Consider the following 14,298-nt stretch of genomic DNA (forward strand, 5'->3'; position numbering starts at 1 on the left):
TCCAATGGAGCTTTTGATTCGATTACAACCAGTGATTAATCTTGCCAAAGGCATATCTTGAGAAATATCTTTAAATCTTATCGAGTTATTCCAATTAATTCGCCGAAGGCGTATTTCTAAATATTTCTACTGTATTTCTTCTTTCGTAGGATTTGTAATCCGAAAAACACCCAATTCGCATTTTCCTGGCTTACAGTCATTGATTTCATTATTCTTTTGTGCCATACCTACGGCATGGAATAGAAAACGTGAATCAATTAGCTACCTATCTTGAATCCCTCCGGGATTTAGGGAATATTGCGGCGCTGCGCCATTGCGAGATATTATTCCCTTTGGAGGGTTGATTTAAGGTTTTCGAATGTCTTGCTGGCATTTTGATTTCATTTCCAAACGTTGATTTCGGGCCAGCGCTGGGGTATTTGTTGCTTATATCATTACCCCAGGTTTCACCTGGGGCTAATACGTTTCGCTCCTTTGGAGCTTTTGATTGAGTACAATCAGAAGTCTATCTCGCCGAAGGCATATCTTCTCTTATTTTAAAAATATCTTATCGGTAACCTCGGGTTTAGGAATATTTCGCCTTAGGCGTATTTCTATCTATTTCTACTGTATTTCTCTAGATAAATATCTCGCCGCAGGCATATCTTGATAATATCTTGAGAAATATCTTTGGATCTTATCGAGTTATTCCAATTATTTCGCCGAAGGCGTATTTTAAAATATTTCTACTGTATTTCTCCTATCGTAGGATTTAAAATCCGAAAAAAACCAAAATTAAATCCCTACGGGATTTAAAAAACTTTGCGTCGCTGCGCCTTTGCGAGATATTATTCCTCAATTATATATTTTTCAAATAAACCCTTGAAGCAAATCCTTTCAAATTCAAATTACCATTGACATTTAAGCCATCTCCTAAACCAAAAATGACCTCTTTGTAACCTTCTGGAAGCTCTACGTCTACATCATTCGAACCAATGTTATGAATAACAAAAATCTCTTGATCGCCAGACTTTCTAAAGTAAGCCATCACAGATTTAGGGAATTCTTGTTCAGGTAGAATCATCTCTCCTATTGCTAAAGCCGGATGTGAATTTCTCAAAGCAATCAATTCCTTATAATGGTTGAAATAGCTTTTTGGATCTTTTCTTTGCAAAGCTAAAGGGGTCACAGTCTCATCAGTACTGTATTTAGGCTCTATCCAAGTAGCCCTCCACTGATCTTTTTCTTTCACATCCCATAAAAACGGTTCTCGAATATGCTCATCGGGCTTCAAACCCAACATTCCTATCTCCTCCCCATAATAAATATAGGGTGCTCCCGGCATGGTTAATAAAATGGCTGCCGCCTGCTTCATTTTTGATGGATCCGAACCCAGTTCATTCAACAAACGTGGCTGATCATGATTGGATGAAATGGTGGCATCAATAAAGTTAGGCGTGATATTTTGGTAAAAGTCAATGATATCTTTCTGCTTTTTCGCCAAAAGCATCCCATCCTCTTTCTCAAATGCTTCCAAAAGTGTGTAGTGAAAATCAAAATTGAATAATGCAGGCAAGCCAGGCAAATAAGGAGCAACAACCTCTTTCTTATCATAAACCTCACCTACCAAGTACACATCGGGCTTGATAGCCTCCATTTTTTCTCTAAACTCCTTCCAGAAAGCATGATTATCCAAAGGCCTATCATCAGGGAAAATATGCTTTGCAGCATCTAACCTGAACCCATCCACACCTACTTCTTCCAACCAAAATCTTCCTATATCGTAGATTTCTTCTCTTACCTTGGGATTATCAAAATTCAAATCCGGCATTCCTCCCCAGAAAAATCCATAATAATAATCCTCTCCTTGCCCCGGATCGTGCCATTGACGGATATTGTCAGAATCAAGTGTAATAACCTTTTTATTCAAAAATTCAGCGATGGTATCTTTTTGAGCCCACACATAATAATCTCTATAAGGATTATCTCTTCCAGACTTAGACTCCAAAAACCAAGGATGCTGATTGGAAGTATGATTGATAATCATATCGATCACAATCTTAATATCCCGCTTGTGAGCTTCTACCAATAATCTCTTAAAATCCTCCAGAGTACCATAATCAGGATGCACGGCTTTGTAATCCGTAACATCATATTTATGATATGTCGGTGAAGGCATGATTGGCATAAACCAAATTGCATCAGCTCCTAACTCTTTGACATAATCGAGTTTTTCCGTTACTCCATTGAAATCCCCAATTCCATCCCCATTGGAATCTGCAAAGGACTGAACAAAAATCTCATAGGTCACTCCTGCTTCTGGCCAATAGTTTTTCACTTCAGGCTTTTCGTTTTGAGTACAAGCAGAGGCTATCGCAATTGATACCATGGAGGTTAATAAGATGGATGATTTCATCTGTTTATGTTTTTTTTTCAGTGGTCAGATGGAATGCCCCGGATAGTCATCTCCCAGTGTGAGATTTTTACTCGTGGGCATTTCATGGGATTAATAATTCAAAGTTCAGAGTTCAAGGTTCATGAGCAGCGTCTCTTAACTCTGAACAATGAACACTTTGAGTTATTTCGTTTGATTTTCTTTTATACGGATATCCGCTTTCTTACAAGTAACAATAAAATATGGCTTATTGTCAGCTAAATGGATCAGAATCCCGAAGCTTCGGTCTTCGGTCATCGGTCTTCCAATCGGTCAAGCAAAGAAAATAAGGTAACTGGCATGATTGCGGATAATCACATTCTTTTATTTCCTCCAATTCAGTCGGAGTAGGTCAATAAAAAAGTCACCGATTAAAGTGACTTTTTTGAGGTCTATTTTAGTTTTTATTGACCGCGTTGAGCATGTCAAAGGCCATTTCCAGGCGTTTCACAAAGTTCTCTTCGCCTTTTCTCAACCAAACACGTGGGTCATAATATTTTTTGTTAGGGCTATCAGCACCTTCTGGGTTGCCCAACTGGGTTTGAAGATAGCCTTCGTTCTTTTTGTAATAATGAAGAACACCTTCCCACATAGCCCATTGCATATCGGTGTCAATGTTCATTTTGATAGAACCATAAGAATTAGCTTCTCTGATTTCCTCAACTGATGAGCCTGAACCTCCGTGGAACACAAAGTTCAATGGCTTTCCGGTAGTGCCGTATTTCTCATTAATATAGTCCTGTGAGTTTTTCAAAATAATTGGCTTCAAACTGACATTCCCAGGCTTGTACACACCATGAACGTTTCCAAAAGCAGCAGCAATAGTAAACAAGTCACCAATTTGCTTCAAATGCTCATAAGCATAAGCCACTTCTTCAGGCTGAGTATAAAGTTTGGAAGAATCCACGTCTGTGTTATCAACTCCATCCTCTTCCCCTCCAGTTACTCCAAGCTCGATTTCTATAGCCATTTGAAGCTTTTCAAACTCTCTGAAATACTTGCAGGAGATTTCTACATTTTCTTCCAAAGGCTCTTCTGAAAGATCCAACATATGAGAAGAGAACAAAGGCTTCTTGTGAGTTGCGTAATAGGCTTTGCCAGCTTCCAGCATGCCATCAATCCAAGGCAATAACTTCAAAGCAGCATGATCTGTGTGCAAAATCACAGGTACACCATAAGCTTCGGCCATCTGATGCACGTGATGCGCACCCGATACAGCACCTGCTATACTTGCCTGCTGCTTATCATTTGCTAATCCTTTTCCTGCGAAAAATTGTGCTCCTCCATTGGAAAATTGAATGATCACCGGGGAATTCACTTTCTTGGCTGTTTCCAATACAGCATTCACTGAATTGGTACCAATGACATTTACCGCCGGCATTGCAAACTCATTTTCCTTTGCATAAGCATACAAATCTCTGAGCTCCTGTCCGTATTTTACTCCTGGTTTAAATTTCATCTGTTTATAATTTGTTTTTTAGAGGTCATATGGAATGCCCAAAATAATCATCCCCCTGTGTGAGATTTTTCCTCATGGGCATTTCATGTTTTTAGGTTTGGTTAATCCTTAATAAAGCGCTGATGCAGCACCCGTCTGTTGTCAAACGCTTCAAAGATATAAATACCCGACTTAAAATTACCCAAATCGAATTCTAAAATCTGATCAATTCCCCTACTTTCTCCTGAATACATTACTCTTCCGCTCATATCCACGATGCGATAATTAGCAGCAGTCATTCCTTCAGGCAACTGTACATTCAGCTGTTGTGCTGCCGGATTCGGATAGAGTTTGAACTCACCGGCCGGGATTATTTCCTTAGGAACTGAAGTCACAAAATCTTCCTGAACAATTCCTGGGTTAGGCTTAGGGAGCTTCTTGCTAGTGAAAAGCACAAACTCAGAAGGTCTAAGATTAAAGCTTACAGTGGTACTGCTTACATTGAATTCCTCTCCGGTAAAGTAATTGTACCAAGTTCCAGTTCTAGGAAAAGAGAGGCTGACATTTCCTGCATTGGAAAGCCCAAAATTCCCATGAAGAACCACATCCATATCCGGATGCTCCAAAATAATGGATTTTACCGCTCCGCTTAGACTCAAACTGGATTTATTGGGTTTGTTGAAAGCCTGATGATCCTTTTTCAACTTGATCATTTCCTTATATAATTTGAAAAGCCGCTGTCTTTGTGGCTGATCCAAATAATTCCATCGGGTAGGTTTGATACCCAATCGATCATTATTTAGCTCTACATCATAGCCAAACTCTCCGAACTGCCAGATCATTTTAGGTCCAGGAACGGCAAAGTAAAAAGCTGTCAATAATTGATTTCTGTTGACGGCGTTTTCCAATTGCTTGATATTAATTGGAGAAGTTTTCCCAAAATTTAAAGATTCCCACATTACTCTTTCCTCATCATGGGATTCCATGTAAGCAACTAAGTTGGGCTCGTTCCAATTACGGTTTTTATGGGAGGCCCAGGAAAAGTCCTTGTTTTCTCCCTTGGCCATCTCACGAAAATCGAAATTCATATTTCCCCAAAACATCATTCCATAATCCGCCAGCTCTTTTTCCTCTTCATTGGCTGCCAAGTGCTCCAAAATCACATAAGCATCGGGGTGATTGGCTTTTATTTTATCATAAATATGCTTCCAGATCTTGACTCTACTAGGATCGTATTGAGACCAAAGCCCAACATTGTCTCCCGTGTTGACTTGGGTAAATCCTTTGGATAAATCAAAACGGAAACCGTCTACCTTGTATTCGGTCAACCAATAATTGTTGACAGAATCTACAAAGGCCTGGGTGTATTTACTTTCATGATTGAAATCGTAGCCCACATTAAATGGGTGTTTTGCCACCCGGTTAAACCAAGGGTTGTCTTCAGTTGGAGCTCCATAATCTCCATCATTAAAAAGTCGAACCATCGGATTTTGACCAAAGGCATGGTTTAACACCATATCCAATATGATCATGATTCCCTTTCCATGAGCCTCATCTATTAGGCGTTTCAAATCATTTTTGGTCCCATAGTATTTATCCGGTGCAAAAAAGAAGGAAGGATTGTAGCCCCAGGATAAATTTCCTTCAAACTCCCCTACTGGCATTAATTCTATGGCATTGACCCCCAGGTCTTTTAGATAATCCAATCGATCAATTACAGCCTGATAGGTTCTTTTCTCATCAAAATCTCTGACCAAAAGTTCATAAATGACCAATTTCTCAGGAGATGGCTTTGTGTAGGAGGTGTTTTTCCAAGCGTACTTATCCTGAGCAGTTTGTAGATAGGTAGCCTGAAATTCTGTTTTTCCGGTTGGATAGGGTTTTAAACCAGGATGCCTATTTTGTTGGATAATTTCCTGATCATTGAATGGATCTGAGGTTTTATCGGCATATGGATCTCCTATCCTAATACTTGCATCCACCAGATACTGAAAAATGTATTCTTGCTTCGGAGTCAGACCTTCCAATTTTAACCAGAATATTTCCCCATCCGGGGTTCTTTTCATTTGATACTCAGGCAAAACTTTCCAGTCGTTAAAATCTCCTATGACATGGGCGAGTTTTTTCCCAGGCGCCTGCAAAGCCAAAATAACCTCCGTGTCAGAAATATAATTGATCCCTAATCTCGCTCCGCTTGGCAAGGCTGCTACCTCTGAGGCTCCAAAAACGACGATATTTACAGACTCTGTATCCGTATTCGAACCCTGAACAGCTTTTGCCGTCAAAGTATAATTTCCAGCAGACGCAGCTGTGTAGGCATACTCCAATACTTCCACATTACTGGCTTTTTTCACCTCTGTGCCATTCAATTCAAAACTGATATCAGCAGGAGCAGAAGTTTGTGCTTTAAAAGTTAAATTTTCGCCTTCTTCCAAAGAAATGGAGGGCCCACTTGGATTGGTAATCTGAACAGTGAATCCTTGTGCTAGGTCAACAAAAAAGTCTCCATTTGCGGAAGTTTTCCCTTCCTTGGTGCCATCTACATTTCTAAAAACCATTCCCAAACGGTAAATGGTAAGGCCATTTGGATTATCAAAAAAAGTATCCGGTGTCAGTTCGTAAGTGTAAATATTGGCCTGCCCAGCCACTTTAGTCATCTTGGCTTTGGGATCATTGGTTCCCCACTGAAAAGGAACAATAGACCATGTTGTCGAAGCAGGACCTTGAGTAACCGCTCCTATGTGTATAAAAACATCGCAATTACAATCTTTTAAACCGCTTGTACCTTTTGATGCATCATAAATGATTTTGATTTTTTGAGACGCATTGGGTACAGCCGGCTCGGTAGTAACCTGAGCAAACAGGCCAGGATTAAAGGCAAAAAATACTAGGGAAACGAGAAAGAGTAAACTTTTTTTCATTGGGGAATTAATTTCTATTCAGCGGCAAAATAGCCTAATCCAAAAGGTATTTTAAATTTATTCAGAATCTCCAAAATCTCCAGTTTATGGTTAGAGTATGGGATTCTTGAAATGGAAAGAACCGACCAGAGCTGATTAATACTCCAGTCGGTTTTTTTGAATAAATATAGCCTTTTAGTTCTTGGTCAATGTGTAAGTCACAGCTCCAGGCTCAGTAAAGTTAAGCGTCACAGTATAGTTACCCGCTTCAGCCACCTGAATGTTTGCTCCATCTGGTGTTAATTCACCATTAGCTCCCCCATAGTTATGGCTCCAGCTTTGATTGGCTCTAAATTTCATTTCGCCTTTCTTCAAGTCAGCAGTGATTTTCAACACATTGTTTTCTCTGTCAAACTGCATTTTGGTTTCAGAGTCCCATCCACCTGCTGTAGCGTCTCCGATAATTCCCCAATAAAGTGGTTCGCTTAAAGTATAGGTTTTAGCAGCTAAGTCAACTTTCATGAAAAAAGTCCCGAATTTGGTTACTTTGATATTATCACCATCTCTATCCAGCGTACCATTAGCTCCATTGTCTCCATAATTAACATCCCAGCTGTTAGTCTCATTTACTTTGAATTCACCAGTACCTCCTGGCAAAATGTGAACATATCCTTCATAAACATCATCGAAATTCACTGACTTCAATACCGTCATTTCGTTTTCCGGATTCCATCCTTGATAATCTCCAGGTACATACATTACAGGGAATTCTACATCTGTATTGAATGGAGTAACTGCAAGAGTCACCACCTCTCCGAAAATTGGAGAAAGAGGCTGATTGATCGTAGACTTTACACGGAAGTCCACATTTACAGGCACATCAAAAGCTGCACCCTTAGCGATTAATTCATCATTGATCTTGGATGTAAGTGCTTCGATAATATTAGAAGTGCTACTTCCCAATGCGATTGGCTTCGCGAAATTTGCCCCAGCCAAATCCATTTCCAAAGAATAAGTTACTGTGCCTTGCATTCCAAAATCAGCAGCAGTAACGGTAAACGGAATCAATTCCTCAGGGTCTTGGGAATTTAAAACTAAACTTGATCCATTCGCAGGGCTACTCAAAGTGGCTCCCGTTTGTGGAATAATTGGAGGCATTTCGTAATTGTCACATCCCCAAATCACAGGAATTATCGCTGCAATAAGGCTTAATCTTTTGAATGCTTTCATAGTGTGTAAGAGTTTGTAATAGATTTTGGTGTTTTTGTTAATGTTTTATGAATTCTTGGAAAAAGACAATTTCAACTCTTTAATTCTGGGTTTTTCAAAAGGAGTTATGTCTTAATCCTTTCAAATAATAAGTGAGTAAAAAAAAGAAAACAATAGACTGAGTCTTGAACCCACCTAATTTTTTATTGCAATCGTTTGCGTCAACGTTTGCATTTCAAAAGATTTTTTTCACTTAATTCCTTTGGTTTCAGTATTTTGGTGAAAATCAAAAAAAATGGCTGTTATTTACTTATTCATTTTGGATCAAATAGCCATATATTCAATTCTGGGAATATTATAATTTTATGAAGATTGAACAAGCCACTATCAAGGATATCGCAAGGGAGCTAAATGTCTCTTCCTCTACTGTTTCGCGAGCTTTGAAAGACTATCCGGGAATCAGTGATGAGACCAAGCGTAAGGTAAAAGAGCTTGCTAAGAAACTGAATTACAGACCCAATGCCATTGCACTTTCCTTGAGAAAAAGTCGGTCTTTTACCATAGGCGTGATTATTCCTGAAGTTGTACATTTCTTTTTTTCCACTGTAATTTCCGGAATTGAGGAGGTGGCTTACTCCCGGGGATATAATGTGATTTTGACTCAAACCAATGAGAAATTAGACCGGGAACAGTCCAGTATTGACACCATGCTTTCCAATCAGATTGATGGTTTTTTGGTGAGCTATTCAAAGGAAACAAAGGATTTCAATCACTTCTCCAGATTATTGGATCAAGGATATCCCATAGTCTTTTTCGATCGGGTTCCAGAAATCCCAAATGCTATCAATGTAATGGTGGATGATTATCAGGGTGCCTTTGATGCTGTTTCCCATTTAATCACCCAAGGATATTCCAGAATTGTCCATTTAGCAGGTCCCAAAAATCTAAAAATCAGCCAAGAACGGGAAAGAGGATATAGAGATGCATTGAAAAATTACGGTATTGCCATTGACGAAGATCTGATTGTAGAATGTCCTATCGGCACCAGCGATGAAGGGCAAAAAATCACCAAATCACTTTTGGATAATCTCAAGCAAACGCCTGATGCCTTCTTTGGAAATAATGACATGGCAGCTGTAGGGGCTATGCTAGCATGCAAAGCGGCAGGATTACGAGTTCCAGAAGATGTAGGAATCGTCGGTTTCAGCAACTGGCAGTTTTGTTCCATGATAGAACCTAGCCTTTCTTCCGTGGCCCAGCCAGGATTTAATATGGGTGCCAAAGCAACCGAGATGCTGCTAGACATCATCGAAAAGAAAGTGAATCCTGAGGAGGTAAAAGAAGCCTTGACCTTGGAAACAGAGTTATTGGTCAGAAAGTCATCTGTGAGATTGAAGGGGTAACTTGATAAGATACTTTTTAAAGATATTATCAAAATATGCCTTCGGCGACATATTTGTCTAGAGAAATACAGTAGAAATAGATAGAAATTCGACTGCGGCGAAATAGAAAAAGAAATACAGTAGAAATATATTGAAATACGCCTTCGGCGAAATAATAGAAAAGATATTTTTCAAGATAGATTAAGATATGCCTTCGGCAAGATACGGGTCAATTCCCCCTTTGAAAATGTAAATAAGGTTTAGGACTAAAGCTTTGTAAAAGGGGGCAAGGGGGATTTTAGTTGAAGTACAGTAGAAATAAATTGAAATATGTCTTCAGAGAATTATTTATTCCCAACACAATTTTTGAATTGCAATAGAGAAGAAATTTTAAAAGATAGATAAAGGCATGCCTTCTGCGAGATAAATCTTCGATGGAACAAGCTTCAAAAGCTCCAAAGGAGCGAAACGTATTAGCCCCAGGTGAAACCTGGGGTAAAGATATAATCAACAAATACCCCAGCGCTGGCCCGAGATCAATGTTTGGAAACTAAATCAACGTCCCAGCAAGACATTCGAGAATCTCATTTCGGCCCTCTAGGAGATTTATCAAATTAGGTTATTGATAAAAAAATGACTTTACCATCTTTCTGACAAACCCTTGGAGGGTTCTTCGGATTACAAATCCTACGACAGGAGCTCGAGATTGCAAATCTCGAGCAGCTTAGAAAGATATTTTTCAAAATATGCCTTCATCAAGATAGACCTCCTTATCATTTGACCTAGAAAAACACCTTATTGACCACTTATCCTTGAAAAATTTTATCCCTGATAAAAATTTTTAAAGCTTTTTTGGAAAAAAAGTGCAATCGATTGAATAGGTCAAAATTTCCAACAGTGGCTATATTAAATTTTTAGGCGATATAAAATAGCCTTATACCCTATTTAAATGCGGTTTTTATCATTCATATTCGTTTCTAACTTAGCAATTAGCCTGAATTATTTACTTGGATAAATCTATGAATAGCCAGCAGACCGAACTCTTAAAAAAATCCTCTTCTTCCAGATTCATGGGAATGGGAAAAATTCTGGATTGGGAAAGGACTCCAATTGGGATCAAGGGGAAAACAGAAAATGGATTTTTCCAATTAAGTATTTTTGATCAAAGCATCATTCGCGTTCAAGCCAGCCTTCTGGATGAATTCAACCCCAATCCTTATAGCGTGGTAATGGAACCTAATGAGGCACCATTTGAAGTTTCAGAAAGCAATGATTTTTTGATTTTGAAAACTTCTGAAATTCAGGCTAAAGTAGATTCCCAAAAATTTGCAGTCTCATTTTTTGATAAGACCGGAAATCTCCTCAATCAAGATGATTCTTTGGGGATTTCCTGGATCGGAACTGAGGTGAGTTGTTACAAGAAAGTTCAGGAAGACGAAAAATTCATAGGACTTGGCGAGAAAACAGGTAATCTCAATAGGGCTGGAAATGCTTATACCAATTGGAATACAGACTATTTCGCTTACGGCACAGGAGATGATCCGCTTTACATGAGTATTCCATTCTATATCGGAGTACATCAAAAAGGTGCTTATGGGATATTTTTTGACAATACGCATAAGTCCGTATTCAACTTTGGGGCGAGCACCAATCGTTTCATTTACTTTTCAGCAGAAGATGGGGAAATGGACTATTATTTCATTCATGAAAAAGTAGTGGGTGGGATTATTTCCAAGTACACCGAACTGACTGGTAAAATGCAACTGCCCCCAAAATGGTCATTGGGATTTCAGCAATGTAGGTATAGTTATTATCCGGATTCTGAGGTAAAGACCCTAGCTCAGACCTTTAGAGATAAAGACATGCCTGCTGATGTGATTTACCTGGATATACATCACATGGAAGCCTACAAGGTTTTCACCTTTGATAGTATCAAATTTTCAGATCCAAAGTCACTGATCACATACTTGAAATCCAAAGGTTTCCGGGTGGTAGTCATCATGGATCCTGGAATAAAAACTGAAAAAGGTTATCTCCCTTATGAAGAGGGGAAAGAAAAAGACCTTTTTGTGAAATATCCTGATGGGGCAGAATATCAAGCGCAGGTTTGGCCGGGTTGGTGTGCTTTCCCTGATTTTACAAAAGAAGAAACTAGAACTTGGTGGGCAGAAAAAATGGCCTTTTATACCGAAGCTGGAGTGGATGGCTTTTGGACAGACATGAATGAACCTGCCTCTTGGGGGCAACATACTCCCAACCTAATCGAATTTGATTTCGAAGGCGATGTATCTTCCCATAGAAAAGCCAGAAACATTTATGGAATGCAGATGGCCAGAAGTGCACAAGAAGGCGCAGTTTGGAATAAAAAAGAAGAAAGGCCCTTTGTCTTAACCCGTTCGGGATTCTCTGGCATACAACGCTATGCGGCAGCTTGGACAGGAGACAATGTGGCAAGTGAGGAACATATGCTTGCAGGAATCAGGCTGGTTAATAGCCTGGGCTTAAGCGGCGTGGCCTTTGCCGGATATGATGTGGGAGGATTTGCAGGAGAAGCCTCTAAGTCACTCTTCGCTAGATGGATGAGTATTGGTGCCTTCACCCCTTTATATCGAGCTCATTCTATGATTAACAGCAATGATGCGGAGCCTTGGGCTTTTGGAGAAGAGGTAGAAGAAATATCCAGGAATTATATGAAGCTGAGATACAGACTTTTACCTACTATTTATTCCAAGTTTCATTCAAGTGCTCAAACTGGTCTTCCTATTAATGCAAGTCTGGCGATTTCCAATCCACTAGATTCCAAAATTTACCTATCAGCCTATCAAAACCAGTATATGTTTTGCGACAGCTTTTTAGTTGCACCAGTAGAAAGCACCAAAGAGATCACCAAAGTATACTTGCCAAAAGGTTCTTGGTATTATCTTTTTTCAGATGAAAAATATGCTGGAGAAAAGGAAATTTATCAGGACTGTCCTCTAAACTACTTGCCAGTATTTGTAAAAGCAGGGTCAATTTTCAGCATGCAGTCAGATGTTTCAAATACCGAGGAGATGCATGACGGTATTTTGAGGATTCATCTTTATGCCCAAGACGAGGGAGAAAGTCATTTCACTCATTATGAAGATGATGGAAAGACCTTCGACTATCAGGATGGGGCATTTTTCAAAAGGGAATTGATTTATCAGGCAGAAGAATCAAAACTCTCGCTAGAAAAAGCAAGTGGAAAGCAAAAATCAAGCTTTAATAAAGTAAGAGTTTACCTGCATGGATTTAACACAGACCTGATTTTTGTTAATGGAGAATCTCAAGCTTTAAGCACGGAAGATTATGCTTTCTTAGGTAAATTGACTGAATTTGATCCATTACCGGAGCATGATCATCCTTACCATGAAATTAGCTCTTTAAAGTTTGTAGAATTTGAGCATCTTCCAGAAAAAATTGAGCTATCAGGCTTATTTTAAAATACCCAGCCACCTAATAAATCAACAATGACCCAAAACAAACAAAGGCTGAGTTTCTGGCAAATCTGGAATATGAGTTTCGGATTTTTGGGAATTCAGTTTGGATTTGCCCTACAGGGCGGTTTTATGTCCCGGATTTTTCAAACCCTAGGGGCAGATAAGGATGCCATTCCATTTTTGTGGATTGCTGCACCATTAACAGGTTTATTAGTACAACCAATCGTTGGATATCTAAGCGATAGAACTTGGCATCCGAAATTTGGAAGGAGAAAACCTTTCTTCTTTATAGGCGCAGTATTCAGCACATTCGCATTGTTCCTTGCCCCCTACTCCTCTGCCCTATGGATGGCCGCAGGGGCCTTATGGATTTTAGATGCTTCCATCAATATCAGTATGGAGCCATTCCGTGCATTAGTTGCAGACAAATTACCTGATTCTCAAAGATCCTACGGTTTTGTTGTACAAACCTTGATCATTGGAATTGGAACTTGGGTTGCATCCAACCTACCCTGGATGATGACCCAGCTGGGAGTACCGAATACCGCGGCTGCCGGAGTAGTTCCTGACTCTGTAAAATACGCTTTTGCCATTGGAGCATTCGTTTTATTCTCTTCTATCCTTTATACAATCCTGACTACTGAAGAATATCCTCCAGAAGACATGGATCTGTTTGAAAAGGAAAAAGAGGCAAGCAAGGGCTTTTTGACCGGGGTAAAAGAAATCTTCAAGAATATTGTCGGAATGCCTTCGGTAATGAAAAAGCTGGGAGTAGTACAGTTTTTTTCCTGGTTTGCATTTTTCACTATGTGGAGTTTTGCTACTCCTGCTATTACCGAACATGTTTTCGGTGCGACTGACACTACTTCTGTGGCTTACAATGATGCGGCTGATAGTGTCGGAAATTATTTGGGTACTTATGGACTAGTCTCCATGTTTTATGCTCTGATACTCTCTTTTGTAGCAAGCAAAATCAAAATCAACCGTAGATTACTCCATTTGGCAAGTTTAATATTAGGGGGTTGCGGTTTTATTCTGATTTACTTTATCAGTGAACCTTGGATGCTTCACATCTGCTTTTCTTTGGTAGGAATAGCTTGGGCCAGTATACTTTCTATGCCTTATGCTATGCTTTCCAGTTCGGTAGAACCCAAAAAGATGGGAGTTTATATGGGGATTTTCAATATGTTCATTGTGATTCCACAGATTATCGCAGCTTTGGGAGGAGTGAATTTCCTCTATAAACTACTTTTCGGGGAAGAGGTCATCAACACTATGTTGCTGGCAGGAACTCTTTTGATTTTAGCTGGGCTTTCAAATTTGCTCATCACAGACAAAAAAGCCATCCACGATTGATTCAATCCAGAAATGTTGAAAGCCGGACAATAAATTGATCCGGCTTTTTACTTTTGTAGAAAATAAGGTCATAAAATCGAGATGCCTAAAATTTCATACAGGGTAAGGATTATTAATTGAGCCAGATTTCTACTGACCATTG

At 39.4% G+C, this 14,298-nt stretch carries 7 protein-coding genes; 3 read left to right on the plus strand and 4 right to left on the minus strand.

The window, feature by feature from the left end; genetic code table 11:
• Positions 1-838: 838 nt before the first annotated feature.
• The 4 genes from BM073_RS17035 to BM073_RS17050 form a co-directional block, all read right to left on the minus strand.
• A complete protein-coding gene (locus tag BM073_RS17035) occupies positions 839-2,395 on the minus strand; it encodes an alpha-amylase family glycosyl hydrolase (RefSeq protein ID WP_091655546.1) in 1,557 nt (518 codons plus the stop codon).
• A gap of 415 nt (positions 2,396-2,810) precedes the next feature.
• Positions 2,811-3,872, minus strand: a complete 1,062-nt coding sequence (gene fbaA / locus BM073_RS17040) for a class II fructose-bisphosphate aldolase (protein WP_091655547.1) — start codon at positions 3,870-3,872, stop codon at positions 2,811-2,813.
• A 101-nt stretch (positions 3,873-3,973) separates the two neighbouring features.
• On the minus strand, positions 3,974-6,772 hold the full coding sequence (locus BM073_RS17045; protein WP_091655548.1) for an alpha-amylase family glycosyl hydrolase: 2,799 nt from the start codon (positions 6,770-6,772) through the stop codon (positions 3,974-3,976).
• Between the two features lie 174 nt (positions 6,773-6,946).
• Positions 6,947-7,981 (minus strand): SusE domain-containing protein, encoded by a 1,035-nt coding sequence (locus tag BM073_RS17050; protein ID WP_091655549.1) that lies wholly within the window; start codon positions 7,979-7,981, stop codon positions 6,947-6,949.
• A 344-nt stretch (positions 7,982-8,325) separates the two neighbouring features.
• Here BM073_RS17050 and BM073_RS17055 point away from each other — a divergent pair, with 344 nt between their 5' ends.
• From BM073_RS17055 to BM073_RS17065, 3 genes are all read left to right on the plus strand, one after another.
• On the plus strand, positions 8,326-9,363 hold the full coding sequence (locus BM073_RS17055; protein WP_091655550.1) for a LacI family DNA-binding transcriptional regulator: 1,038 nt from the start codon (positions 8,326-8,328) through the stop codon (positions 9,361-9,363).
• Positions 9,364-10,361: 998 nt separating this feature from the next.
• Entirely contained in the window at positions 10,362-12,803 is a 2,442-nt protein-coding gene (locus tag BM073_RS17060; RefSeq protein ID WP_091655551.1) for a glycoside hydrolase family 31 protein, read from the plus strand.
• Between the two features lie 72 nt (positions 12,804-12,875).
• Positions 12,876-14,156: an MFS transporter gene (locus tag BM073_RS17065; protein ID WP_091655598.1), complete on the plus strand. Its 1,281-nt coding sequence runs from the start codon at positions 12,876-12,878 to the stop codon at positions 14,154-14,156.
• The last annotated feature ends 142 nt before the right edge of the window (positions 14,157-14,298 follow it).

It is taken from the genome of Algoriphagus ornithinivorans (assembly GCF_900115305.1).
In the GTDB taxonomy this organism is placed as follows: domain Bacteria; phylum Bacteroidota; class Bacteroidia; order Cytophagales; family Cyclobacteriaceae; genus Algoriphagus; species Algoriphagus ornithinivorans.